This window comes from Enterococcus sp. H57 (assembly GCF_003112495.1).
Taxonomy (GTDB): domain Bacteria; phylum Bacillota; class Bacilli; order Lactobacillales; family Enterococcaceae; genus Enterococcus_B; species Enterococcus_B faecium.
Genome location: NZ_BEHC01000018.1, coordinates 16,263 through 41,717, shown reverse-complemented (window position 1 = coordinate 41,717; position 25,455 = coordinate 16,263). Strand labels below are relative to the sequence as shown.

21 protein-coding genes, 1 riboswitch and 2 other annotated features are annotated in these 25,455 nt (G+C 38.0%); of the genes, 17 read left to right on the top strand and 4 right to left on the bottom strand.

The features are described from left to right. Positions 1-52 precede the first annotated feature (52 nt). The 3 genes from DIZ30_RS05630 to DIZ30_RS05620 are packed head-to-tail and all read left to right on the top strand — an operon-like array spanning position 53 to position 1,785. Entirely contained in the window at positions 53-628 is a 576-nt protein-coding gene (locus DIZ30_RS05630) for a TIGR00730 family Rossman fold protein (protein WP_002293608.1), read from the top strand. Then, positions 628-1,068 (top strand): nucleoside 2-deoxyribosyltransferase, encoded by a 441-nt coding sequence (locus DIZ30_RS05625; protein WP_002293607.1) that lies wholly within the window; start codon positions 628-630, stop codon positions 1,066-1,068. Before DIZ30_RS05630 ends, DIZ30_RS05625 begins: the two co-directional genes overlap by 1 nt. A 15-nt stretch (positions 1,069-1,083) precedes the next feature. Beyond that, the gene (locus DIZ30_RS05620; protein ID WP_002293834.1) at positions 1,084-1,785 is read left to right on the top strand and encodes a deoxynucleoside kinase; all 702 of its coding nucleotides are present in this window, start codon (positions 1,084-1,086) and stop codon (positions 1,783-1,785) included. A gap of 105 nt (positions 1,786-1,890) precedes the next feature. On the opposite strand, the gene DIZ30_RS13650 is transcribed toward DIZ30_RS05620, so the two are convergent. Then, on the bottom strand, positions 1,891-2,031 hold the full coding sequence (locus DIZ30_RS13650) for a hypothetical protein (RefSeq protein ID WP_161970354.1): 141 nt from the start codon (positions 2,029-2,031) through the stop codon (positions 1,891-1,893). 291 nt (positions 2,032-2,322) lie between these two features. Further along, on the bottom strand, positions 2,323-2,748 hold the full coding sequence (locus tag DIZ30_RS05615; RefSeq protein ID WP_002333795.1) for a hypothetical protein: 426 nt from the start codon (positions 2,746-2,748) through the stop codon (positions 2,323-2,325). Positions 2,749-2,987: 239 nt separating this feature from the next. Between DIZ30_RS05615 and DIZ30_RS05610 the strand changes: the two genes are divergently transcribed. From DIZ30_RS05610 to DIZ30_RS05575, 7 genes are all read left to right on the top strand, one after another. Beyond that, positions 2,988-4,313: a PTS sugar transporter subunit IIC gene (locus DIZ30_RS05610; protein ID WP_109023134.1), complete on the top strand. Its 1,326-nt coding sequence runs from the start codon at positions 2,988-2,990 to the stop codon at positions 4,311-4,313. A 1-nt stretch (position 4,314) separates the two neighbouring features. Continuing rightward, the gene (locus DIZ30_RS05605; RefSeq protein ID WP_002333793.1) at positions 4,315-6,615 is read left to right on the top strand and encodes a glycoside hydrolase family 3 C-terminal domain-containing protein; all 2,301 of its coding nucleotides are present in this window, start codon (positions 4,315-4,317) and stop codon (positions 6,613-6,615) included. 6 nt (positions 6,616-6,621) lie between these two features. After that, the gene (locus DIZ30_RS05600) at positions 6,622-7,593 is read left to right on the top strand and encodes a LacI family DNA-binding transcriptional regulator (RefSeq protein ID WP_002333792.1); all 972 of its coding nucleotides are present in this window, start codon (positions 6,622-6,624) and stop codon (positions 7,591-7,593) included. 31 nt (positions 7,594-7,624) lie between these two features. After that, on the top strand, positions 7,625-9,022 hold the full coding sequence (locus DIZ30_RS05595; protein ID WP_109023133.1) for a glycoside hydrolase family 1 protein: 1,398 nt from the start codon (positions 7,625-7,627) through the stop codon (positions 9,020-9,022). Positions 9,023-9,180: 158 nt separating this feature from the next. Beyond that, entirely contained in the window at positions 9,181-9,804 is a 624-nt protein-coding gene (locus DIZ30_RS05590; RefSeq protein WP_002293828.1) for a hypothetical protein, read from the top strand. A 668-nt stretch (positions 9,805-10,472) separates the two neighbouring features. Then, complete coding sequence (locus tag DIZ30_RS05580; protein ID WP_002333789.1) at positions 10,473-12,566, top strand: LTA synthase family protein; 2,094 nt, start codon at positions 10,473-10,475, stop codon at positions 12,564-12,566. Positions 12,567-12,726: 160 nt separating this feature from the next. Continuing rightward, positions 12,727-13,593, top strand: coding sequence for an Rgg/GadR/MutR family transcriptional regulator (locus tag DIZ30_RS05575; protein WP_002293329.1), 867 nt, complete (start codon positions 12,727-12,729; stop codon positions 13,591-13,593). 21 nt (positions 13,594-13,614) lie between these two features. On the opposite strand, the gene ndk is transcribed toward DIZ30_RS05575, so the two are convergent. Beyond that, on the bottom strand, positions 13,615-14,052 hold the full coding sequence (ndk, locus tag DIZ30_RS05570) for a nucleoside-diphosphate kinase (protein WP_002293327.1): 438 nt from the start codon (positions 14,050-14,052) through the stop codon (positions 13,615-13,617). Positions 14,053-14,224: 172 nt separating this feature from the next. Continuing rightward, positions 14,225-14,399, top strand: a riboswitch (M-box (ykoK) riboswitch). 341 nt (positions 14,400-14,740) lie between these two features. On the opposite strand from ndk, the gene mgtA reads away from it, so the two are divergent. The 7 genes from mgtA to nhaC all read left to right on the top strand — a co-directional run bounded on the left by mgtA (position 14,741) and on the right by nhaC (position 24,479). Beyond that, a complete protein-coding gene (gene mgtA / locus DIZ30_RS05565) occupies positions 14,741-17,389 on the top strand; it encodes a magnesium-translocating P-type ATPase (RefSeq protein ID WP_002296188.1) in 2,649 nt (882 codons plus the stop codon). Positions 17,390-17,475: 86 nt separating this feature from the next. Beyond that, positions 17,476-18,147: an HAD family phosphatase gene (locus DIZ30_RS05560; protein ID WP_002321117.1), complete on the top strand. Its 672-nt coding sequence runs from the start codon at positions 17,476-17,478 to the stop codon at positions 18,145-18,147. Positions 18,148-18,223: 76 nt separating this feature from the next. Beyond that, positions 18,224-18,457, top strand: a binding site (T-box leader). Between the two features lie 41 nt (positions 18,458-18,498). Beyond that, positions 18,499-18,737 (top strand) — a binding site (T-box leader). Positions 18,738-18,792: 55 nt separating this feature from the next. Further along, entirely contained in the window at positions 18,793-19,866 is a 1,074-nt protein-coding gene (locus DIZ30_RS05550) for a methionine ABC transporter ATP-binding protein (RefSeq protein WP_002333785.1), read from the top strand. A gap of 1 nt (position 19,867) precedes the next feature. Next, positions 19,868-20,548, top strand: a complete 681-nt coding sequence (locus tag DIZ30_RS05545; RefSeq protein WP_002293786.1) for a methionine ABC transporter permease — start codon at positions 19,868-19,870, stop codon at positions 20,546-20,548. Positions 20,549-20,564: 16 nt separating this feature from the next. After that, entirely contained in the window at positions 20,565-21,404 is an 840-nt protein-coding gene (locus tag DIZ30_RS05540) for a MetQ/NlpA family ABC transporter substrate-binding protein (RefSeq protein WP_002296185.1), read from the top strand. Between the two features lie 30 nt (positions 21,405-21,434). Further along, a complete protein-coding gene (locus DIZ30_RS05535; protein WP_002293788.1) occupies positions 21,435-22,658 on the top strand; it encodes a M20 family metallopeptidase in 1,224 nt (407 codons plus the stop codon). A 402-nt stretch (positions 22,659-23,060) separates the two neighbouring features. Next, positions 23,061-24,479 (top strand): Na+/H+ antiporter NhaC, encoded by a 1,419-nt coding sequence (gene nhaC, locus DIZ30_RS05530; RefSeq protein WP_002293307.1) that lies wholly within the window; start codon positions 23,061-23,063, stop codon positions 24,477-24,479. 383 nt (positions 24,480-24,862) lie between these two features. On the opposite strand, the gene DIZ30_RS05520 is transcribed toward nhaC, so the two are convergent. Further along, a complete protein-coding gene (locus DIZ30_RS05520) occupies positions 24,863-25,306 on the bottom strand; it encodes a DUF305 domain-containing protein (RefSeq protein ID WP_002299975.1) in 444 nt (147 codons plus the stop codon). Between the last annotated feature and the right edge of the window lie 149 nt (positions 25,307-25,455).

Sequence of the window (25,455 nt, the reverse complement as noted above, 5' to 3'; positions counted from 1 at the left end):
AAAAAACACGTGTAGAATGAAGATAGACTTTTGAGTTAGGGAGTGTTTTTTTATGAAACTTACTGTTTTTTGCGGTTCCCGTTTTGGTAATAAAGAAAGTTACAAATTTATTGCGCAAACGTTAGGAAAATACATGGCACAAGAAGAAATCGAACTGGTTTACGGTGGTTCATACTCCGGGATTATGGGAGTGATTAGTAAAACAGTACTGGAAAATAACGGAAAAGTCACAGGTATCTATCCGAATGGGCTTTTTGAAACTGAATTGCCTGGAAAAGATGTTACTACATTTATTCCTACAGAAACGATCGATGAAAGAAAGGTATTATTATTTGAAAAGGGAGATGCTGTCCTCGTTTTCCCTGGAGGTCTAGGTACATTGGAGGAATTCTCACAACTTCTTTCTTGGATAGCAATCGGTCTGACGCCTGACAAGCCAATCGGAATATTGAATATTGGCGGTTATTACAGCGGCTTGCAACAATTATTAGAAACTTTTGCAAAAGAGGATTTTATGGATAAAAAATGGTTGGATCAAGTAATCTTTTCCAACAATCCATTGGAACTGGTCAATGAATTACGAGCAGTATCTATTAAAAATCAGTTATTATTGAAGGAGGCAAAATAATGAGTCAAATATATTTAGCAGGACCATTTTTTTCAGAGGAGCAAATCGATCGAGTAAGTCGTATCGAAAAAGCGTTGGAGGAAAACAAAACAGTCACAAGTTTCTACTCTCCACGTCATCACCAAGAAAGCAATTATGAACTATTCAGCGCTGGATGGGCGCAGGAAGTATACGAAAAAGATATGGAAGAACTGACAAATGCAGAATTTGTTGTTGCTATCCTTGACTTTGAGCATCAAACAATCGATCCAGGAACGGCTTACGAATTAGGTGTGGCAACTATGTTGAAAAAACCGATGATCATTGTACAAGAAGAGACGGTACCTACGAACTTGATGATTACACAAAGTCTCCATACGTATTTAAAATCAGACCAAGCTGTACGTGAATATGATTTTGAAACATTGCCTGTTGAAACTTACGTAGGCGAGTACTTATAGAAGAGGAAGGGATGTATGTCAGTGATTTTGATTTCAGGAACGATTGGTGCAGGTAAGAGCAGTTTGACGGATATGCTTGCAAAAGAGATTGATTCTAAACCATTTTATGAAAATGTCGAAGATAACGAAGTATTGCCGCTCTTTTATTCAAATCCTGAGCAGTACGCTTTTTTATTGCAAATCTTCTTTTTGAACAAGCGATTTTTAGCAATGAAAAATGCTTTAGTGAACGATGACAATGTGCTAGACCGATCCATCTATGAAGATAGCCTGTTGTTCCATCTAAACGCTGATTTAGGTCGGGTAACGGATATCGAAGTACAGCAGTACGATAGCTTATTAGATACGATGCTAAACGAGTTAGATGATGTTGCTCCAAAAAAACGGCCTGATTTGATGGTTCATATCAAAGTTTCTTTGGACACGATGCTAGAACGTATCAAAAAACGTGGGCGTGACTATGAACAGCTAGAAAGCGATGAAACGTTATATACCTATTACGAAACGTTGAACACCCGCTATAATCAATGGTATGAAGATTTTGATGTATGTCCTAAAATACAAGTGGATGGGGATAAATTCGATTTTGTAGAAAATCCAGAAGATGCAAAAAAGGTGATCCGTCAGATCCAAGAAAAATTAGCTGAATTGGAAGGAAAGCCTGCTGGAAAATATTTTACGGATAATCAGCATGCAAAAGGTCAAGAATTAGGCTAAAAATAAAAAACCAAACGACGGGAAAGAAAAATTACTACGTGATGTAGAATAAGCCTTTCTATCGTTTGGTTATTTTATATTCAAATATTTGAAATAAATAAATCTTTACTCTTTGATTTGTGAACTGAAATGATCCACTTCTTGTTTTACTGCTTCTAGTTTTTGAAATTTGATCAAAGAAAGAAGCTGAGTCGAAGTTTCTGGAAACCAGCCATAGTCACTTTTGCTACTTCTTCTGTTTAACACTAGCCGTTAACAGTTGTTTTGCTTGGATTTGTTTATCTTCTTCTACTTTTTACATAATTTTGAACAGGATAAGATTCAAATGTTTTAAATGAATCTTTGACTAGTTTGTGACAGTTGTCGCATATGCTCAAGCTTCCTTGGTCATTAAATTCTGTATGGATATTTTTGTTGTTATTACATGTACAATAATCAGGACTATCGATCATCCATTTCGTCTCCTTTACAATCATCTTGCTTCTTTACTATAGCAGAAAAGAAGGGGAGAAACAAAAGAAGATCCAACAGAGGGCACTATAGACTGTAGATGTTGCCATCCTCATCCTTCAAACGGTAATTACCGATTTTGGTAAATGTGATGGTTGCTTCTTTTTTATTTTCTTTTCCTGAAATAATATATTCGTCATCTTTGGTAGTAATCTTGATGTCTGTCAGCACTGTTTTTTCTTCAGATGATTCAGAAGAATCAGTTCCTTGTGTCTGATACGTGCGTGTCCATTCCATTTTTTTATCTGTAAATGTCAACTGTCCCGCGGATAAATCCATATCTTTACGTACTTTTAGCGTATATACACTGTTAGTGATATCTGCTTTTTCCGCTTTTAAGACAGAAGAATCGGTTGTTTCATCCGAGGATTGGTCAGAGCCGCCAAACAAATTACAGCCAGTCAATGTCAAAAGTCCCGCAGACAAAATAAATAGTACGATTAATTTCTTCAAAATACTTCCCCCATTTGATAGGATAAAGAAATTATACCATTGGAATGTAAAACTTCAAACGGATGGAAGATAAAAACGCACAAAACACCCACAAATAGAGTAAATTTTAGAATAAAATTTTAAAAAGGCAAAAAATCCGCCACTTTCAGAAAGCGTTTTAAAAAAAGTGTTGCAATCTTTTAAAAAAATGCTATATTAAAAATGAACCGGTTCAATTTTTGAATCTAGGAGATGAAATAATGAAAGGCGTAGACAGACTATCTGAAAAAATGCTACCAATCGTATCTAAGATGAGTAGCCAGCGACACTTGCTGGCCATTCGAGACAGTTTTATCGTTACTATGCCATTAGTAATGGCTGCTTCTGTCATGGTTTTGCTGAATGCTCTGATTTTTTCAAATGCAACAGTCCAAAGAATACTTGATCTAAGTCCATTGGCTGAACTTGCTTCAATCGTGAATAATGGTACGATGAGTATTTTAGCCATTATCGTGTGTTATAATATCGGCTGGAATTTGGCAACACATTATATTCAAACAGGCGTGATTGATGATCCATCATTTAGTCCTGTTCATGCAGGAATTCTAAGTACAGCCGTAATGTTTATTTTGATGCCTTTATCAAGTACAGTCACTTTGATTGACGGAAATACAGCAGAAGCCACAGGGGTTTTCTTACAAAGTCTGACTTCCTCGTCTGGCTTAGCAACGGCGATGATTGCTGCCCTTGTCAGTACAGAATTATTTATCAAATTAGCGAAAATGAAGAGTTTTAAAATCAGGATGCCAGAAGGAGTTCCACCGGCAGTAGCTACGTCATTTAATTCTTTAGTACCAGAAATAGTTGTCATTTTATTTTTTTCAGTTGTCGTTTTTACTTTAAACCATATGACTGGTTTGAATGTTCCGCAATTAATTGAATTAGCGATTCAGACGCCATTGAAAGCTTTTGTTTTATCCGTCCCAGGCATCTTATTTTTACAGTTTTTCTCTGATTTTTTATGGGTGTTTGGTATGCACGGTTCGAGTATTTTGGCTCCTATACGGCAAGCACCTTTGTTACAGTCTATTCAGGAAAACATGGATGCTTTTTCAGTAGGAAAAGAAATTCCTAATATTATTACGGAGCCCTTTACCAATGCATTTGGATTGATTGGAGGTGGCGGGTGTATTTTACCGTTAGTTATTGCTATCTTGTGGGCTTCTAAACGTCAAGAACAGCGATCGATCGCTAAATTTGGTCTGACTACTTGTTTATTTAATATTACGGAACCAATTATGTTTGGATTACCAGTAGTTATGAATCCAATATATATGATTCCTTGTGCTATTATACCATCTATTAACTTGATTATTGCCTACACAGCCACAAGTCTTGGAATCATTAATAAAACAGTTGCTGCTGCACCTTGGATCACTCCACCGGTTATACAATCTTTTATTGCTACAGGAGGCGATATACGAGCAGCAGTCTTAACAGTAGTACTTATCATTCTAGATGTATTTTTATTCCTGCCATTTGTGTTAGCCGCTAATAAGGCAAAATTGGCAGAAGGAGGATATTAAGGTGTACGATTACCCGTATCAAAACCCAAAGTTAACCATTCGCCAAAGAGTAGAAGATTTACTTTCGCGGATGAATATTGCTGAAAAAGTAGGACAGGTAAACCAGCATTTGTATGGTTGGGAATGTTATGAAAAAAACGGAGATAAGATCGAATTAACAGAAAAGTTAAAAGAACATGTTAAATGGGGAGGCGGTCTGGGTGCCTTATACGGTCTGTTTCGCTCTGATCCGTGGTCTAAAACAGATTATAAGAATGGAATTCCTGCAAAAGAAAGCTGGAAGGTGGCTAATCTAGTCCAAGAATATGTGCTTCAGCATTCGCGATGGAAAATTCCTGTTTTGCTTGTGGAAGAATGTCCGCATGGTCATCAAGGTTTGGATGGGATTTCTTATCCAACGAATATCGGCCGTGGAAATACCTTCAATGTAGCGTTATTAGAACAAACGAGCCGATTGATGGCAAAAGAACTGGCTGCTAAAGGTGTTCATTTAGCCTTGGTTTCGACTTTGGATCTGGCAAAAGATCCTCGTTGGGGAAGGACAGAAGAGTGTTTTGGGGAAGATCCGATTCTCTCAGCTCGTTTTTCTGAAGCGATCATTCGAGGGTTCCAAGGAGAGATTATTTCAGAAAAAGTTTCTTTTCTTGATCAGACAGTAGAGGAAATCAATAAGAAGAAGGATCAGATTGGTGTTGTGTTAAAGCACTGTATCGCACAAGGAGAAGCTTTAGGCGGTCATAATTCAGGCACAGTGACGATTGGACGCAGAGAGTTTTCCGATATTTACGGACCATTATTGAAGAGTACAAGAAATGCAGTAGGTGTCATGGCTGCTTACAATGATATCGACGGGGTACCTTGTCATATCAATCGAGCGCTTTTTGAGCAAACATTAAGAAAAGAGATCGGTTATCAAGGGATCGTTATGGCAGACGGTGTTGCTTTGGATCGTTTATCCGATGTTTTTACAGATAAAAAGACTGCTGCAGCATATGCACTAGCGGCAGGAATCGATCTCAGTTTATGGGACGAGACCTATACCAAGATTGCAGAAGCCATTGATGATCAAGTCGTAGATGAACAGCTACTAGATCAAGCAGTTCGCCGAGTTTTATCTGTCAAATTTTTATTGGGTTTGTTTGAACAGCCGTTTGCAAACGATCCAAAGGAGTATTGGGATCATCTCATGGAGGAATCAGAGCACTTAAATTTAGAGACAGCAAAAGAAAGTATCACTTTACTAAAAAATGACGGTATATTGCCATTGGAGCAACAAGTAAAAAACATTGCTGTTATAGGACCAAATGCTCACGATGTTTACCACTTGTTGGGAGACTACTCTGCACCACAAACAGAAGACCGTTTGAAAAAAACGATAGTACAAGAGATAAAAACAGAGTTTCCCCAATCAAAGGTTTCTTATGCACAAGGATGTGAAGTAAGAAATCAGGAGGATCAGGAAGAAAAATTATTAGAAGCGGTGACCCTTGCTCAAAACTCTGATGTGATCATTGCAGTTCTAGGTGGATCAAGTGCGCGGAACTTTGATATGGAATTTCTTCGTAACGGGGCAGTTTCATCGAAAGGGATCAACATGGATTCTGGAGAAAATGTAGATGTTGCTTCTCTTTCTTTAGGTGGATACCAAGAACAGCTGATCGAACAATTGCATCAACTAGGCAAGCCAATCATCACGATACTTGTGCAAGGAAGACCCTACGATTTGATGAAAATCGAGTCATTAACGAATGCCATTGCAACAGCATGGTTTCCTGGACAGGAGGGTGGAAAAGCCATTGCACAGATGATTTCTGGAAGAAATAACCCAAGCGGACGATTGAGTTTGTCTTATCCTATAAATAGTCAGCAACTACCTGTTTATTACTATCAGCGTGCTGCTTCTAAACAAGAGAATTATTATGATTTAAGCGGCAGTCCAGTTTATCCTTTTGGACATGGTCTAAGCTATACAACATTTGAATACAGTCAGATGGAAGTCAAAACGGATATTGACAAAGTAATAATATCAATTAAAGTTAAAAATACAGGAAGTGTTTCAGGTAAAACAAGTACTCTTGTCTATGTCCGATTGATTGACGGCGCTGTCATCCAAAGAACGAAATTATTGAAAGCTTTTCGTAAAGATAAATTGCAATCTCAAGAGGAAAGACTGCTTGTTTTTGAACTCACTTCTGAAGACTTTAGTTATATGGATATTGATGACAAGCGGCATTATGCAAAGAAAGCGGTCATCATAATCGAACAACAAGAAAGAGAAATCAAATGTAACTGGCAGGAGTGAAAATGTATGGCATCGATCCGTGACGTGGCTAAGATGGCTGGTGTTTCAGTGGGAACAGTTTCCCGTTACTTGAATGGTCAGCAACTGAAGGAAAAGAACATGAAAAACATAGCAGAAGCGATTTCAGCGTTGGACTATAAAGAAAACATCATTGCTAAAGGGTTGAAGAATAATCGAAGTTTCTCTATTGGACTTTTGATAAACGGGATTTCCAGCCGTTTTGGGTCGGAAGTTGTCTCAGGGATCGAAAGAGTAGCTGAAGAAAATGGGTATAGCTTATTATTAAGCGGGTTTGCCGATCAGCCAGAAAAAATTGAACAAAAAATTGAATACCTGATGAAGCATGCGATCGATGGGCTGATCGTCTTCTTATCCGAAGAAGAGTGGTCTGGATTTGAAATGCTCACAAAAATGAGTATTCCAGTTATCGCATTGAATTGCCCAGAAGGACCAGCAGGTATTGATACAATATTAGTGAATGATCGAGAAAGTGTAGCAAAAGTGATCGCGCATCATGGTGAACAAGGACATAAAAAAATCGGATTTATTGCTGCCACTCAAACAGACTACGTAGCAAGAGAACGTTTAGCAGGAGCTAAAGAAGCGGTACAAAATGATCCATCGATCCAATTAGAGGTCTTTACAGGAGACTATTCTAGAAAAAGTGGCTATTATGGGGCAAAAGAATTATTAGAAAAAGGAGTAACAGCGATTTTTGTCAGCAATTATAATATGTCGATCGGTGCTATCGAATGTTTCAATCAAGAAGGTATCAGAATCGGGAAGGACATTGCGTTCAGTCATTATGATTATTTGGATAAAAACGATTTGAGCATCCTTCCGAAAATCACGATTACACCACCAACAGATAAAATCGGGGAACAAGCCGCAGAACAGCTGTTGAAACGAATCAAAAAAGAAGAGGAAGAAAATGAAAAAGTGATTGTGATGGAAAATATCATACATGGAATCAACTAAAACGAACTAAAAAAGAAAAAGAGGTGCTTTGATGAAAAAATATCAATTTCCAGCAAATTTTTGGTGGGGTTCTGCAGCAAGTGGCCCACAAACAGAAGGAAGGATTTCAGGTGATGGAAAAGGAGAGAACATTTTTGATTATTGGTACAAAAAAGAACCGCAAAAGTTCTTTGACCAAGTAGGACCTGAAAAAACTTCACAAGTTTATACAAAGTATCAAGAGGATGTACAGTTGATGAAACAGACTGGGCATAATTCATTTCGAACATCTATCCAATGGAGCCGTTTGATACCTGATGAATCTGGAACAATCAACGAAGAAGCCGTTCGTTTCTATCATCGTTATTTTGATGAGTTGATTGAAAACGGTATCGAACCCTTTGTGAATCTGTATCATTTCGATATGCCGATGTATCTGCAAGAAAAAGGCGGATGGTTGAACCGAGAAACGGTTGAAGCCTATGAAAAATATGCCAAAAGTTGTTTTGAATTGTTTGGTTCGAAAGTAAAAAAATGGTTTACTCATAATGAACCAATCGTTCCAGTCGAAGCAGGTTATTTATATCGATGGCATTATCCAGAAGAGTCAGATATGAAAAAAGCGATCCAAGTTGGCTATCATGAAGCGTTGGCTTCAGCGTTAGCCATCAAATCTTACCATGAAATGGAGCAAGGTGGTGTTATTGGTATCATCTTGAATCTGACACCAAGCTATCCAAGAGACGAATCAAACCCTGAAGATGTTAAAGCAGCGCAAATAGCAGATGCGTTCTTCAATCGTTCATTCCTTGATCCAGCTGTAAAAGGCGAGTTTCCAAGTGAATTGATTGAGATAGTAAAAGAACTTGATCTCATGCCTGTGATCCATGCAGATGATTTGACGGTTATCAAAGAAAATACAGTAGATCTTTTAGGTATCAATTATTACCAGCCACGCCGAGTAAAAGCAAAAGAAACACCAATTGATACTAAAAACGGTCCAATGCCTGAGGATTATTTCGACAATTATGAAATGCCTGGTCGTAAAATGAATCCTTATCGCGGATGGGAGATCTATGAACAAGGAATCTATGATATTTTGATCAATGTACGAGATCATTATGGAAATATCGACTGCTTTATTTCTGAAAACGGTATGGGTGTAGAAAACGAAGCACGATTTATCAAAGAAGATGGCATGATCCACGATGATTATCGGATCGAATTTGTCCAATCTCATCTGAAATATGTCCATCAAGCAATTCAAGAAGGTGCCAATTGTTTAGGCTATCATATGTGGACATGTATGGATAACTGGTCATGGACCAATGCATATAAGAATCGATATGGCTTTATTTCAGTAGACTTAGCACAAGATGGAAAAAGAACAATCAAAAAATCGGGTCACTGGTTCAAAGACGTATCAGATAAAAACGGATTTGAGGCTTAAGAAAGAATAGTTGAGAGCAAATGCGTGAAATTCTCCATTCTTACCATTTTGTGAAAAAGAAGTTCGATTATTTACGATCTTTTTCAACTTTTTTGTCTTTCTATTTCATTTTTTGTATATAATAGAATAGTCAAAATTAAATAGGAGTGGAGGAAAGCATGAGGAAAAAAAGACCGTTTCTTCTCTTTTGGTTATTCGGTTTTTTCTTACTGCTTATTTTATCCGCAGCATTTTCAGGAAAAATGACAGCAGATCTTGCTCAGAAAGAAACAGAAAAAATCGTAGCAAGCAAAGAATCAGTAGATAATTTCAAAAAAGAATTCTCAACTTATTGGTGGGCGGAGTATAAAATAACTGCCAATTACGAAAAAGGCGAATTGGACATCTATTTGCCAAAAGGAAAAGAAGAAAATCAATTTATTAATATCGATGACGTACTTAGTGCGATTTCTCTCAGACAATATCAATTTAAAGACAAGCATTTGACCGTTTTGCTTTTGACTCATGATGGCGACAAAGTAGCCCGTTTGAAAAACGGAAAAGTGATCACCGCTTATTCTGAAAAAGTAGACAAAAAAGTGGTCGCCGATCGTTTAGCGGAATGGAAAAAGACAAATGAACAAGTCAAGAAAACAACTGTCTCTTCTCAAAAAAACGAGTCGACAGGAACAAGTCCTTCAGATTCTGGCAGTGGACAAACGATAACGGGAAGTGAAGAAAATCAAGCCTCAATTATTACGAATGAGTCATCACAAGGACAATATCAATCCTATGGACAATGAAAAACAGAGGTTGTGAAATCAGCGTTTTGACCTGAGTATTAGAGAAACAAACGGCAAAATAGTTCCTCATATTTTGCCGTTTTTTGAGCTAATACCGAAGGTCAGCTGATTGAACACCGTTTAAGAAAGAGGTTGTGAACCTGCCGTTTCAGTCTGAGTCACAAGGAGCAATTTCAAAAAATAGCTCCTTATATTTTTCATTTGGTTGGGCTTATTACCGCAGATGCAAGCTTTTGAACACCGTTTACCAAGAGGTTGTAAAATTAGCGTCCTGACATAATCTAATACCGAGGGTCAGCTGATTGAACACCGTGTATCAAGAGGTCTTGAGCCTGCCGTTTAACTCTGAGCCACAAGGAACAATTTCAAAAAACAGCTTCTCATGTTTTATAAATATTGTGACTTGTGGCCGAGGAGTTGGCAGGAGAACACCGTTTAAGGAAGAAGTTGTGAAAAAGCTGTCCTGCATCAACTAAACAGGAACTGCGACAAGACTTTTATCACCTTACTGTTTCAATCGCTTACATCACAGCGGTTTTATGCTGTGAAAAATGGACGGAATAATCTTTAGAAAGAATAAAAAAATCTTAAGATAACAACTTTTTTAGGGAATTTTCATTTTTCAGGAGCAAAATAAGGAAAAATGTGAATAGAGAGAAGTGATATACGTGACACAACTTAAAAAATTGTGCCAAAATCGTTTAGCAATCGTTTTGACAGCTGTTTTCTTTTTCTGGATGAAGACGATTATTGCTTACTATGCAGATTTTTCGTTAGGTGTGGAAGGTACGATCCAGTACTTTATCTTGTGGATCAACCCGATTGCAACTACCTTATTGTTTTTTGGCCTTTCTTTGTATATTAAAAAGCCAAAGCCAGCATTAGCCATTCTTTTGATCATTGATATTTTAAACACGCTTTTGTTGTACTTGAACATTATTTTTTATCGGGAATTCACAGATTTCATTACAGTCAAATCTGTATTGGGATTTTCGAAAGTGTCGCAAGGGTTATCAGGAAGCTCCTTTTCTTTGATGAAACCCCATGATGTCCTCTACTGGCTGGATATTGCTACGTTCATTGGGATACTGGTTTGGTTGACGATCAAGAAAATACCTATCAAAAGTCAACCTGTCAGCAAACCGATGGCTATCGCTGTGACCTGTCTTTCAGGGCTTATTTTTTCAGGAAATCTAGCGCTGAGCGAAGCCAACCGTCCACAATTGCTGCAGCGAACATTTGACCGTTCATATATTGTCAAATATCTAGGAATCGATGCGTATACTATTTATGACGGAATCAAAACAGGAATGACTAGCAGTGTTCGCGCGCATGCAAGCAGTAATGGGATTGATGAAGTTTTAGATTATACAAAGAAACATTATGCAGAGCCAAATCCCGAAACATTTGGGATCGCTAAAGGGAAAAATGTGATCGTTCTCCATTTAGAAAGTTTCCAGCAGTTTTTGATTAATATGAAGGTAGACGGACAAGAAGTCACACCGTTTTTAAATAGTATTTTCCAGAATCAAGCAACGATCAGCTTTGACAATTTCTTTCATGAAGTAGGACAGGGAAAGACAAGTGATGCTGAAAATATGTTGGAAACTGGCACATTTGGTTTACCTCAAGGCTCATTATTCACAGAGCTTGGGTCAGACAATGTCTTTCAAGCCGCACCAGCGATCCTTGGACAAAAGCAAGGCTATACAAGCGCTGTTTTCCATGGGAATGTAGCTAGTTTTTGGAATAGAGATCATGTATATAAAAACTTAGGTTATGACAATTTCTTTGATCGATCTTATTTTGATGAATCAGATGAAATGCTAGGTTATGGAATATTAGATAAAGATTTATTCAGTGAATCTGTCCAATATCTTGAACATCTACAACAGCCGTTCTACACGAAATTCCTTTCCGTAACCAATCACACGCCTTATTATACGGATGATAAGAATTTCGATTTTCCATCTTTGAACACTGGAAATAGCACAGTAGATAACTATGTTCGAACGGCACATTATTTGGATCAGTCATTGGAACAATTTTTTACGTACCTGAAAAAATCCGGTATTTATCAAAATTCGATCTTTGTGATTTATGGGGATCATTTTGGCATCTCAAATACAGATAATAAAGATTTAGCAAGTGCTCTTGGAAAAGACCCAGATACATGGAATGAATTTGACAACGCACAAATGCAGCGTGTGCCATTAATGATTCATATGCCTGGTTATACTAAAGGGTCAGTCAATCACGAATACGGTGGAGAAATCGATGTTTTGCCGACATTACTTCATCTCTTGGGAATCGATGATAAAGACTATCTCCATTTTGGTACGGATTTATTATCTCCTCAGCATGATCAAGTAGTGGCTTTTCGAAATGGGAACTTCGTGACATCCAAATACACCGTCTTAGGAGGAAAAGCTTACAATAACCAAACAGGAGAAATCATCGATACGAAAGCAGCAGGAATCGACGAGGAAATTTCCAAAGATCAGGAAAAAGTCAAGTCTGCTTTAAGTCTTTCAGATAAGCTGAATCAAGAAAATCTCTTGCGTTTTTATGTGCCAAACGGATTTGAAACGATCGATCCGAAAAAATATGACTATAAAAATGAAGCAGAACGTAACATAGCCATCGAAAAGCAAAAAGGCGAACATTCGACAAGTGTCTTTTCAAAAAATGGCAATAAAACAACAACCAACTTATATCCAGTAACAAGAACAGACGTTGAACAGCAAAAAAATAATCAATAAACAATCAAACCAACCTTCAGTAGTTAGACAATATTCTAATGCTTGAAGGTTGGTATTTTTTATGAAAAAAACATTTTTTTTATTTTTTTCGTGTATTTTTCCTTTTTAACGTATCTATTTATTGAATGTGGAAAAATTTAAATTAAAAAGGAGAACTATTATGTATGATGGTGAATTGATCAAGAAACTTCGAGTCAACAAGAAGTTGACACAGTCCCAATTAGCGGAAGGAATCTGTTCTAAGACTTCTCTAGTCGGGATTGAGACAAATTCAGTGAAAAAAATGTCATTTGTAACATTGAGATCATTTTTAGAGAGAATGAACATGACACTTGCAGAATATGAATGGATGCGAAACCAGCTGGATGAACCAATAAAGTTAAAAAAAAAAAGACGAATGCTAGATCGGGTACAAGAAGACAGCTTTGATCCTTATAAAGAGATCAGCAATAACCGTAGGCATTTTAAGAAAACAGAAGATCTGTATTATTTGGTTTTGAATCTTCACATGGTCGAAAAAACAGAAGTATCTGAGACAGAATTTGAATTTTTACGTTATGAATGCCGAATCATTGAAGAATACTTGATGCAGATACCAGACTATGGTCAATTTGAACTATCTATTCTAGCTGATTTTCCTTGGATATTCAGTGATCGGTTCATTGAGAACAATTATTTGAAAATCAAAAAAAGAATGCGACGATTAGCACAGTTGAACAATCATGAGCAGTATCTCTTTACTTTTTTAATGAACCTGACTTCGTTTTATATAGAAAATGGTCGGTTGAAAAAGGCACGTAGTGTGAATGAAGATATGAAACGGAGCTTAGCACATAAAGAAAGAAGTACAGTGATCTATGAAACATTGATGGCAGATTATTATCAAAGATTGATTTCTGCTGCTTTAGGGGAAGAAAAGACGAAAGACTACCAAGAATTCTTCACAGTGCTCGAATATATGTTAGGAAAGAATCAACGGAGGTCCTTAGAGAAAAAACTGCTGGCCATTGCTGAACCCAGCAACTAGACCAGCAGTTTAGAATTTGTATCACTTCGCCGCTTTTTCAGACGGTTTGTTTATATCGAATGGCGGGAAAAAGCGGGCGATCTCTTTTACCGCAGCATCACGGGAATCAGAAGCGTGAATGATGTTTTCAGTCCCCGGCAGCGCGTAGTCTCCTCGGATCGTACCTGGAACAGCATCGGCAGCTTTTGTTGCTCCAACCATCTTACGGACGATATCGATCACTTCCTCGCCGACCAGCACAAGATAAACAACAGGACCGGAAGTCATGTAATCGATCAGTTCATCAAAAAAACTGCGCTCAGTCAAGTGCTGATAATGTTCTTTTGCTAATTCAGGAGTCATAGTTTCAAACTTCATTTCAGCAATGGCCAGTCCCTTTGCTTCAAAACGTTGAATGATGCTTCCGACTAAATGGCGTCTCACGCCGTCTGGCTTGATAATAACAAGTGTTCTTTCCATAACAGCACCTCGTTTCCTACTATATTTCTATTATAGCGGGAGGTGGAAAATGAGACAAATAAAACCGCGTGAGACAGGAATATAACGTGTGTATTTAAAAAAAAGTATGAAAAACATGGAAAATTGATTTGACATCCTCTTTTTTAGTTGTTATATTAACGAAGGAAAACCGAATAAGATTTGTTAGGTGAGGCTCCTATACAAACATAGGCTACTGCCCAAAAACGTCGAGAGACGCCAATGGGTAGAACAGGAATTGTCGAGATAAGGCTTTTCATAAGGTAGCTAAAAGCAGGTATCTGCTTTTTACGTTGTACAGTGTCAAAACTCAACGATGAGATCTGAGAAGCTTTTTTTAATATGCTTTTTCAAACCTTTCGCTGAGTATTTGGCGAGAGGTTTTTTTGTTGCCGCAAATCCCCATCGGTGAAAAATAAAAAGGAGGTGGTCTAATTGGGAAAATAACTATTCGAAAAATGATTGGAAGTCATGAATTAAAATTACTTAGTAAAGGAGATGAGAACAAATGGATGACAGTCATTCGAAAAACAAGGATCTAGAGGAAAGGCCAGGGCTATTATCTATCTGTTCTCAGCCCCTTTCAGTTTTTTCTCTATCGATCCGATGAATAGCTAAAGACCAAAAGCAGCGAGAACAGCTGTCTTTTGGACACAAAGGAGAGATTGAGATGGAAAAAAAGAAAGATACACAAAAAATCTATGCAGCTTTTGCTGGAAAAACGAAACAAGAATTATTTGAACTATTCCATGCATCAGCAAATGGATTGACAGAAGAACAAATCGAACGTTCAAGAGAAAATTACGGTGAAAATGCGATTTCATATGGCAAAAAAACACCATTCATCGTAGAAATATTGAAAGCATACATCACGCCATTTACATTAGTGTTGATCGCATTAGGAATTATTTCATTCATCACAGAATATGTATTAGCAGCTCCTGGAGATAAAGATCTTTTCGGTGTAGCCATTATCTTCACTATGGTTATCGTCAGCGGGACAATGACGTTGATTCAGTCCGTACGTTCCAATCAAGCGGCTGAAAAACTGAAATCACTTGTGAAAGTAACGGCAGCTGTAAAACGTAATGGAAAGTACACAGAGATTCCTATGGAAGAAATCGTCTGTGGAGATCTTGTTCGGCTTTCAGCAGGGGATATGATACCAGCGGATATGCGTTTATTGTCCGCAAAGGATTTATTCATTTCCCAAGCAGCATTGACAGGGGAAAGCTATCCAGTAGAAAAGCATGCGAAAGTATGTGAAGACGATCAGCAAAGCGAAACAAGTTACGAAAATCTTGTCTTTATGGGAAGTAATGTCATCAGTGGAAGTGCGGAAGGAATCATTGTTTCTGTTGGAAATGAAACACTATTTGGTCATGTAGCAGAAACGCTATCTGAAAAACCAATTCAATCAAGCTTTGAATTAGGCATCCATAAAACATCCATGCTACTGATCAAATTTATGTCATTGATGGCTCCAGCAGTTATCGTCATCAATGGGCTTACAAAAGGGGATTGGCTAGAAGCTTTTCTTTTTGGACTATCTGTAGCAGTTGGTCTAACACCTGAAATGCTTCCAATGATCGTTACGACGAATTTGGTCAAAGGAGCAAGTGTGATGGCCAAAAAAGGAACAGTGATCAAAAATTTGAATGCCATCCAAAACTTTGGTGCAATCGATGTTTTATGTACGGATAAAACGGGGACATTGACACAAGATAAAATCATTCTTGAATATCATATGGATTGTGAAGGAAATGAAGATGATCGTGTTTTGCGCCATGCGTATCTAAATAGCTACTATCAAACAGGGCTGAAAAATTTGTTAGATGTGGCTATCATTGATGAAGCAACAGAAACTTTAGATACAGATAAGATCAATTATCAAAAAGTGGATGAAATTCCTTTTGATTTTGAACGTCGCCGTATGAGTGTTGTGGTTGCTGATCCAGCTGGTAAAACACAAATGATCACAAAAGGCGCGATTGAAGAAATGCTGAACATTTCTAAATTTATTGATCTTGGCGGTACTGTTACACCATTAACAAAAGAACGAAAAGAAGCCGTACTTGCAAAAGTACAGTCACTTAATGAAGATGGCTTACGAGTGATTGGTGTCGCACAAAAGACCAATCCAAGCGTCGTTGGAGAATTTTCAGTCAAAGATGAGTCAGACATGGTTCTGATTGGTTATCTTGCTTTCCTTGATCCACCAAAAGAAACAACGAAACAAGCGTTGAAAGCTCTGAAAGAACATGGTGTAGCTGTAAAAGTTCTGACTGGGGACAACGAATTAGTTACACGTTCAGTGTGCCGTCAAGTAGGTCTAGAGATCAATGAATTGGTTACCGGTGAGAAAATCTCGGAAATGAGTGATCATGAATTAGCACAAGTAGCTGAAGACCATGAAGTATTCGTAAAATTGAATCCTCAGCAAAAAGCACGTTTGACGACAGCTTTACGTAAAAATGGTCATACTGTCGGATTTTTAGGAGATGGTATCAATGACGCTCCTGCAATGAAAGTGGCTGATATCGGTATTTCTGTAGATACAGCTGTGGATATTGCGAAAGAATCTGCAGACGTGATCCTTTTAGAAAAAGATTTGACGATTTTGGAAAGAGGCCTTCTTTCTGGACGAGAAACTTTTGGAAATATCATGAAATATATCAAGGCTACAGCAAGTTCTAATTTTGGCAATATGTTTTCCGTGCTGATTGCAAGTACGTTCCTGCCATTTTTACCAATGCTGCCTTTACAACTTCTGTTTTTGAATCTGATCTATGATGTTTCCTGCATTTCCTTGCCATGGGATCGGATGGATAAAGAATATTTGGACGAGCCAAAAAAATGGAATGCATCTAGTATTGGGGAATTCATGGTTTACTTTGGTCCAACAAGTTCGATATTTGATATTACTACTTACTTGTTGATGTATTTTGTTATTTGTCCTGCTGTAGTGGGCGGAAGTTTCCATACATTGGATAGTTCACAGCGAGTGATTTTCATCGCATTATTCCATGCAGGATGGTTTGTCGAATCACTATGGACACAAACCTTAGTGCTCCATGCACTGCGTACACCGAAAGTACCATTTATCCAAAGCAACGCAACATTTGCCATGTTTGTTATCACTACATTAGGAATTATTGTCGGTTCTGTCCTTCCTTTTACAAGTTTTGGTGCTGAATTAGGCTTGATGCCACTTCCTGGCAATTACTGGTTATGGTTATTTGCTACAGTCATCGCTTATCTGGCGCTTGTGACAGCTGTGAAGAAAATCTATATCCGTCGATTCCAAGAACTCTTATAAACGAGAAGGCTGGTTCTTTGCTTCTGTTCTTTTTGGACCAGTCGTGCTAAACTATGTGTATTGTTTTGGAAAGGATTAATGTATAGATGAAAGGTGCAATATTTGATTTAGATGGTTTGTTAGTTGACACAGAAAAAACGTATCGTGATGGCTGGCTTTGGGGATTTCAGCAATTTGATATCCATATCCCAAAAGAAATCGTTGACGCTTGGGGCGGAAAAAACTGGAAACAAAGTTTTGATATTTTAGTGAAAGCAGCAGGTAGCCCTGAAAAAGTACAGGAAGTCCGAGCGAAGCGTGAAGAATATTTTTATCAACAGCTGACAAGCGGAGCCATCCACTTAAAACCATATGCAAAAGAAATATTGGCAGACTTAAAAGAACGTCATATGAAACTAGGCATTGCTACGACCACTGTTACGAAAAGAGCAACAGATATCTTGGATCACTTTAAATTAGCTGATTACTTTGACACGTTTACATTCGGAGACGAAGTGTCGGAGAACAAGCCTTCACCGATTCCTTATCTGACAGCTTTGGAACGAACAGGATTAGAAGCTAGTTCAGCCTTTGCAGTGGAAGATTCTTTAGTAGGAGCAACAGCTGCTTCACGAGCAGGATTAGGCGTTGTTTTGATACCTGATTCCAGTTTTGTCCGAAATTATACCGTCGAAGAAAAGGAAAAATTGAAACTTCTTGCTGAAGGAAAAGATCTTCGAACTGTTATTGAAATGTTAGATAAAAAAACAGAAAAATAAATATAGAAAAAATAATTTGAATTTCGTGCTTGACTTTTTAGTTTTCCTCATGTAGATTAATCCCAACAACAAAATATCGATTTCGTTGAAAAGGAAAGTAAGTTTGGAAACTTTGCAGAGAGGCTCTGGCTGGTGAGAAGAGTCAAGTAAGAAAAGCTGAAAATGGCCTTGGAGAATAATTTGTCGATAAGTAGGCAAATTCGGAACTGTTCGACCGTTAAAACGAACGCCAATCTCTCTTTTTGAGATGTTGGGCTTGAGGGAAGGAAACTTCCGAAAAAAGGTGGTACCGCGATACGTCGTCCTTTTACTGACATAGTTTATGTTAGTAAAAGGATTTTTTTTTGAATATTATTTGCATTGAAATGGTAAGTACGATAGAAGAACCTTTGACAGAGAGCTTCGGTAGCTGAGAAGAAGCAAGGAACGACTATTGGAAAATGGCCATCGAGCAATTCATCCCGAGCATAGATGTAAGGCGATGACGGCTGCGACCGATATCTTGCTAGAGTATGATCGTACTTGAAGAGGAGTTGTGTGTGAACACAGCTTGAACATGAGGTGGTAACACGCAAAAAAGCGTCCTCAAGAAAATGACATTTTCATTTTCTTGAGGACGCTTTTTTTAGATAAGGAGGAATTTTAATGATTGAATTGCGAGATGTTTCTGTATGTTTCAAACAAAAAGAAAAAGAGATACAGGCAGTAGATTCTGTAGATTTAACGATTGAAAAAGGCGATGTTTATGGAATCGTCGGTTACTCAGGTGCAGGGAAAAGTACGTTAGTTCGTGTGATGAATTTGCTGCAGAAACCAACAGCAGGAGAAGTCATTGTCAATCAGACGAATTTGAGTCAGCTCTCTCCCAAAGAATTGCGAAAAGAAAGAAAGGCCATCGGTATGATCTTTCAGCATTTCAATCTAATGGAAAGCCGAACTATTTTTGACAACGTTGATTTTTCTTTAAAGTATTCTGGAAAATCGAAACAGGAACGTCGTCAAAAAGTGAATGAACTACTGGAACTTGTCGGTTTGGAAGAAAAAGCATCTGCTTATCCTAAACAACTGTCGGGGGGACAAAAACAACGAGTAGCAATCGCACGAGCTTTGGCGAATGAACCTAAGGTATTATTATGTGATGAAGCAACCAGTGCACTTGATCCGAAAACGACCCTTCAGATCCTTGCATTGTTAAAAAAATTGAATCGCCAGTTAGGTTTAACAATCGTCCTGATCACTCATGAGATGCAAGTTGTCAAAGAAATCTGCAACAAGGTAGCGGTTATGGAAGATGGAAGAATCGTTGAAAAAGGTAGCAGCATCCAGATCTTCAGCAATCCTGAAGAAGAATTGACCAAAGATTTTATTCGAACAGCTACTCATCTTGACCAAGCATTAGAAACGATCATTGCCCATTCTGCTTTTGCCGATCAGATCGCCAATAAATGGCTGGTGGAATTAAGTTATATTGGAAATCAGACGAACGAACCTCTAATCGCTCATCTGTACAGCAAATATCAAGTAACAGCGAATATTTTATATGGCAATGTAGAGTTATTACAAGAAACGCCGTTAGGGAGTTTGATCGTTACTTTAGCTGGAGAAACCAAACAGCGGCAAAAAGCATTGGATTATTTGATCAAATCTGGTGTAAAAATAAATATTTTACAAAAAAACGAATTAGATAGTCGTATCAAAGTGATCGAAGGAGGAAGATAAAATGACTGATTTCTTTAAAACATATTTGCCCAATGTTTATTTGATTCCGGATGAATTTGTCGAAGCGACGAAGCAAACACTATATATGTCTTTTTGGACAGCATTCATTGGCGGGATGATTGGAATCATCTTAGGTGTGACGTTAGTAGTGACACGCCCTAATGGATTACTAGCTAACCGTCTGCTATTTGAAATACTTGATAAGCTGATCAATATCATTCGTTCCATCCCTTTCATTATCTTGCTTTCTCTTTTAGCATTGACTACTCGTTTCTTAGTTGGAACGACGATTGGTGCGAAAGCAGCTTTAGTGCCATTGATTTTTGGAGTTGTTCCGTTTTTTGCTCGTCAAATCGAGAACGCACTGCTAGAAGTTGATCCTGGGGTGATCGAAGCGGCAGAAGCGATGGGAACCAGTCCAATCGGTATCATTTTACGTGTGTATTTGTTAGAAGGTTTGCCTGGTATCATTCGGGTCTCGGCGTTGACTATCATCAACGTGATCGGACTGACTACCATGGCTGGAGCAGTAGGTGCAGGCGGATTAGGGAATCTTGCTATATCGAGAGGGTATAATCGATTCCAAACAGATGTAACGATTGTGGCTACATTATTGATTCTAATCTTAGTTTTTTTAAGTCAATTTATCAGTAATCAACTGATTAAAAAAATTACACATTGAAAGTGGAGGAGAAAAAATGAAAAAAATTATTCGTTTTGTAGTCATTACATTTGTAGCAATTATTTGGTTGGCAGGGTGTAGCCAAGGAAAAGCAGATACAACTGACAAAAAAGAAACTATCGTAAAACTAGGGATTATTGGAGAAGATACAGATGTATGGGACAACGTGAAAGACCGTTTGAAAAAGGAGAACATTAATTTGGAATACGTGAAATTTACAGATTACAATCAACCAAATGTGGCTTTAGCAGATGGATCGATTGATTTGAATTCTTTCCAACATCAATTCTTTTTAGACAATTACAATAAAGAACACGGAACTGATTTAGTATCGATCGGAAATACTGTCAATGCACCGCTGGGAATTTATTCTAACACTTTGAAGGATGTAGCTGATATCAAAGACGGAGCAAAAGTAGCAATCCCTAATGATGTTACAAATGGCGGCAGAGCTCTTCTGTTATTGCAAACTGCTGGATTGATCAAAGTGGATAAGGCAAAAGGACAAGCGCCCACTGTTTCTGATATTACCGAGAATAGAAAAAATCTAGACATTTCTGAATTAGATGCTTCCCAAACAGCACGTGCTTTGTCAGATGTAGACATTTCAGTGATCAATAGCGGTGTAGCTGTAGATGCTGGATTTAATCCTGCTTCTGATGCCATCTTCTTAGAACCAGTGGATGACCATGCACGTCCTTATGTGAATATCATCGTTGCAAGAAAAGAAGATGAAAACAATAAAACGTATCAAAAAATAGTAGACGCTTATCAAACAGAAGACACAGTCAAAGTAATCGAGAAAACATCAAAAGGATCAAGCGTGCCTGCATGGGAAACATTCGGGAGAAAATAAGAAAAATGACTAGCATAGGAGGAATTTTTTATGACAACAACAATCTCAACAAACCAATTGAAGGATCTAATCCAATATCGTTTACCAGAATATCAAGCACTTGCTCTAGATATCCACGAACATCCTGAAGTAAGTAACTATGAGTTTTATTCCTCAGCAGCGTTGATTAAACAATTAGAAAAAGAAAGGTTTTGGGTAGAAAAAGAAGTAGCTGGACACCGAACAGCCTTTGATGCACGTTATATTTCCAATAAACCCGGTCCCACAATTGCCTTTTTGGCAGAATTCGATGCTTTACCAGGTATTGGTCATGCATGCGGGCATAATTTGTTTGGTACTTACTCCGTATTAGCCGCCAGCATAGTGAAGCAATTCATTGATGAAACTGGTGGAGAAATCCGTGTATATGGCACCCCAGGGGAAGAAGGGGGCGAGAACGGATCAGCTAAAGGCAGCTTTGTTCGAGAAGGTTTTTTTGAGGATGTCGATGTAGCGTTATGCGTCCATCCAGCTTTTCGTTATGGGAAAACGACAGAATCTTTAGCGAATGATCCAGTCGACATCAAATTTTACGGTGTCGCTTCCCATGCAGCAGCAGCACCTGAAAAAGGAGTAAATGCTTTGGAAGCATTGATCCAAGTGTTTAATGGAATCAACGCTCTACGCTTGCAATTGCCAAAAGATGTCAATATCCATGGGATCATTACAGACGGAGGAGTAGCTGCCAACGTCATTCCAGATTACGCTGCTGGACGTTTCTATTTACGTGCAGGAAATCGGCAAACATTAGATAAAGTATATGAAAAAGTGGAAAATATCGTACGAGGTGCTGCGATAAGTACGGGCACGACTTTTGAGTTTGGATTGTTCCAAAATGCAGTTGATGATGTCATCGTTACTCCTTCTTTTGATGACTTATTCTTCCAGCATGCAAAAGAAGCAGGTGTTCCAGATGAAGAAATAGAAACGGAACAAAGAACAAGTCTCGGTTCTTCTGATGTAGGAAATGTCAGCCAAGTCATACCAACAATCCAGCCTACGGTAGCAATCTCTGAGACATATATTGCCGGACACACAGAAGAATTCAAAGCTGCTGCTAAAAGTGACAAAGGCCTTGCTTCTATTGCGATTGCAGCAGAACTACTCGCCAATACAGCTCTTGATCTGTTGAAAGAGCCAAAGCTATTAGAAAGAATCAAGCAAGAACATCAAGAAATAGTAGCAAGAAAAAAACAAGAGGGTGCTACTTTCTAGTAAAAAATAAACTTGTGTGTGAAAGTTATAAAAATAATTTTCAGAAAAATGAAAAAATATTTTCTTTTTCATTGACAAATGATCTTATGGAAGGTAAACTTCGTACAAGTCAACTTTTCACGCAGTAGCGGTTAGGTGTTTTGTTCAGAAAGTCGGTGGTCGCTGTGAACCGATCAAGCCTAATTGACGAATTACATGGAAAGTCCATACATTTGAATAAAAGTTTGAAAGTGAAAAACAGATCTGTTTTTAATTAAGGTGGTACCGCGGAGTCATTCGTCCTTAGTTTAAAACAGGTCTTTTTATTTTTATAAAGGAGGAATCGCGGATGAATTGCGGCGGAGTAATCCGATATCTTAACTTTTTTAGAACATAAGAACAACTAAAAAAGGAGAGATTATCATGGGAAAAAAAGGAACACCAAGTTTTTTAGAAGCAACACTTGTATTAATGGTTATTGTTTTAGGCATTGCGATTGGCGTTGTCGGATTAAAGGTCTCACCTAATATCACGATCTTAGCAGCGATCGGAATGGTCATGTTGTATGCAGTGATAAAAAGATACCCGACAGATTGGCTGCACGAAGGAATCATCAATGGCATCAAACCAGGAATCATCCCAATCTTTATTTTTATTTTAGTCGGTTCATTGATTGCTGTATGGATACAAGCAGGGATCATTCCAACTCTAATGGTCATTGGGTTCAAATTGATCAGTGTCCAGTGGTTTGTCCCTTCTGTATTTGTTGTGTGTGCAATCGTAGGTAGCGCTGTAGGGAGTGCCTTTACTGTTATGTCAACGATTGGGATTGCATTTTTCGGTATTGGGACAACACTAGGCTTAAATCCAGCGCTGGTTGTTGGAGCTATTGTTTCAGGTGCCGTTTTTGGAGATAAGATGTCTCCATTATCCGAATCAACAAATCTAGCAGCAGCTATTGTTGATGCCGATTTGTTCAAACACATCAAGCATATGATGTGGTCAACTGTTCCGGCATTTGTTGTTTCTTTCTTTTTATTCATGATTTTAGGACACACAAGTAAAGCCGCAAGTCTTTCATCTATTCGTGAAGTGACTGATGTTCTAGAAGCAAACTTTACTATTTCAATCTGGTCACTGATTCCTTTATTTTTAATGTTACTGTGTGCATGGAAAAAGGTGCCGGCAATTTTAACGATTTTGTTGAATATCGCTGTAGCAGTAGGAATGATTTTTATTCAAAACCCACAAACTTCCTTAACGAAGTTGGCTGGGGTCATCGAATCAGGGTTTGTTTCAAATACTGGAAACCAACAAATCGATTCACTGCTTAGCCGCGGAGGAATCGAAAGTATGATGCCTACTGTGTCATTGATTATTCTAACTTTGTCATTAGGTGGATTGTTGATCGAATTTGGCTTGATCTCAACCGTGATGGAACGAGTATCAAGAAAGATGACGAACACACCAAAATTGATTTTTACAACATTGATGACAAGTATCGGAGTAAATATTTTTATTGGTGAACAATTCCTATCTGTTATTCTGCCTGGTAATGCATTTAAAGAAACTTATGAAAAAGCAGGATTTGATCCAACTGTATTAGGTAGAACGCTAGAAGATGGTGGAACAGTAATCAACTACTTAGTGCCTTGGGGAATTGCCGGAAGTTTCGTAGCAAGTACATTTGGTATTCCTACACTCACTTACTTGCCATTCGTATTTTTCAGTTTGCTTTCTCCTGTGTTTTCGATGGTCAGTGCCTTCACAGGTTGGGGAATCTCAAAAAAATTTGTGAAACCGCAAGAAGCAGTAAGCAAGACAGCGCAATTAGAACAATAAAAACATAAAAAGGGATTGTGACAAGACTTTTGTCACAATCCCTTTTACGAATAAACGGTATTCGAAAGCCAGTTTCTCGGTATTAAGCCAAATTTATACAAAAATGTGGAAAGCCATTTTCACAAAATTTTTCTTAATACGCGAAACTAAGCGACTTTTTCACAACCTCTCGATAAACGGTGTTCAAAAGCTTGCATCTGCGGTAATAAGCCTAACCAAACGAAAAATAGGAGAAGCTATTTTTGTTTGGCTGTTCTTATTACTTGATGCAGGGCAGCTTTTTCACAACCCCTTATTCACGGCGTTCCAGAAGTAGCTTCTTCTTATTTCTTGAAGCTGATAACTTCTGGAACATCCTCTTTTTTTATTTGGACGGATAATGGTCATTCCATTTCTTTGATCATTTTTTTCATTTTGTCGATCTCTTCTTCTTGTGCCTGAATGATTTCTTCCGCTAATTTTTTTACTTCAGGATCTTTTAAATCAGCTCGTTTACTTGTCAGGATAGCGATAGAATGATGAGGAATCATGGCCTTCATCCAAGCTGTGTCGTTGACAGTAGTTTGGCTTCGTACCATAAACAAGGAACCGGCAAAAACAAGAAGACTAGCGGCTAAGATCATAACATTTATCTTTTTGTTTTCATACATTTTCCACATGAACAACAGCATGATGACTGCCATGACTGCACCCATCATCAACGCCATGAATACTCGTGTACGACTGAAGAAGATATGATCGAGCGCATAGACATTCAAGTACATCATACCAAACATAACTACCGTTGAAACACCGATCATCAACAAAAACTTCCAATACTTTTTCATTTAAAACAAACTCCTTCTTTTCATTCCTTTCTTCTATCATGTCATGAGCATGGAGAACAATCAATTATTTTGCACAGAGGGTTTTTGAACACCGTTTACCAAGAGGTCATGAGACTGTTTATTCGGAAAAAGGAGTTGCAACAAGACTT

Coding starts and splice junctions, on each gene's coding strand:
- mgtA (WP_002296188.1), top strand. CDS start 14,741: ATGGAAAAAAAGAAAGATACACAAAAAATCTATGCAGCTTTTGCTGGA.
- DIZ30_RS05600 (WP_002333792.1), top strand. CDS start 6,622: ATGGCATCGATCCGTGACGTGGCTAAGATGGCTGGTGTTTCAGTGGGA.
- DIZ30_RS05545 (WP_002293786.1), top strand. CDS start 19,868: ATGACTGATTTCTTTAAAACATATTTGCCCAATGTTTATTTGATTCCG.
- DIZ30_RS05590 (WP_002293828.1), top strand. CDS start 9,181: ATGAGGAAAAAAAGACCGTTTCTTCTCTTTTGGTTATTCGGTTTTTTC.
- DIZ30_RS05625 (WP_002293607.1), top strand. CDS start 628: ATGAGTCAAATATATTTAGCAGGACCATTTTTTTCAGAGGAGCAAATC.
- nhaC (WP_002293307.1), top strand. CDS start 23,061: ATGGGAAAAAAAGGAACACCAAGTTTTTTAGAAGCAACACTTGTATTA.
- DIZ30_RS05620 (WP_002293834.1), top strand. CDS start 1,084: ATGTCAGTGATTTTGATTTCAGGAACGATTGGTGCAGGTAAGAGCAGT.
- DIZ30_RS05595 (WP_109023133.1), top strand. CDS start 7,625: ATGAAAAAATATCAATTTCCAGCAAATTTTTGGTGGGGTTCTGCAGCA.
- DIZ30_RS05630 (WP_002293608.1), top strand. CDS start 53: ATGAAACTTACTGTTTTTTGCGGTTCCCGTTTTGGTAATAAAGAAAGT.
- ndk (WP_002293327.1), bottom strand. CDS start 14,052: ATGGAAAGAACACTTGTTATTATCAAGCCAGACGGCGTGAGACGCCAT.
- DIZ30_RS05610 (WP_109023134.1), top strand. CDS start 2,988: ATGAAAGGCGTAGACAGACTATCTGAAAAAATGCTACCAATCGTATCT.
- DIZ30_RS05560 (WP_002321117.1), top strand. CDS start 17,476: ATGAAAGGTGCAATATTTGATTTAGATGGTTTGTTAGTTGACACAGAA.
- DIZ30_RS05575 (WP_002293329.1), top strand. CDS start 12,727: ATGTATGATGGTGAATTGATCAAGAAACTTCGAGTCAACAAGAAGTTG.
- DIZ30_RS05550 (WP_002333785.1), top strand. CDS start 18,793: ATGATTGAATTGCGAGATGTTTCTGTATGTTTCAAACAAAAAGAAAAA.
- DIZ30_RS05535 (WP_002293788.1), top strand. CDS start 21,435: ATGACAACAACAATCTCAACAAACCAATTGAAGGATCTAATCCAATAT.
- DIZ30_RS05520 (WP_002299975.1), bottom strand. CDS start 25,306: ATGAAAAAGTATTGGAAGTTTTTGTTGATGATCGGTGTTTCAACGGTA.
- DIZ30_RS05540 (WP_002296185.1), top strand. CDS start 20,565: ATGAAAAAAATTATTCGTTTTGTAGTCATTACATTTGTAGCAATTATT.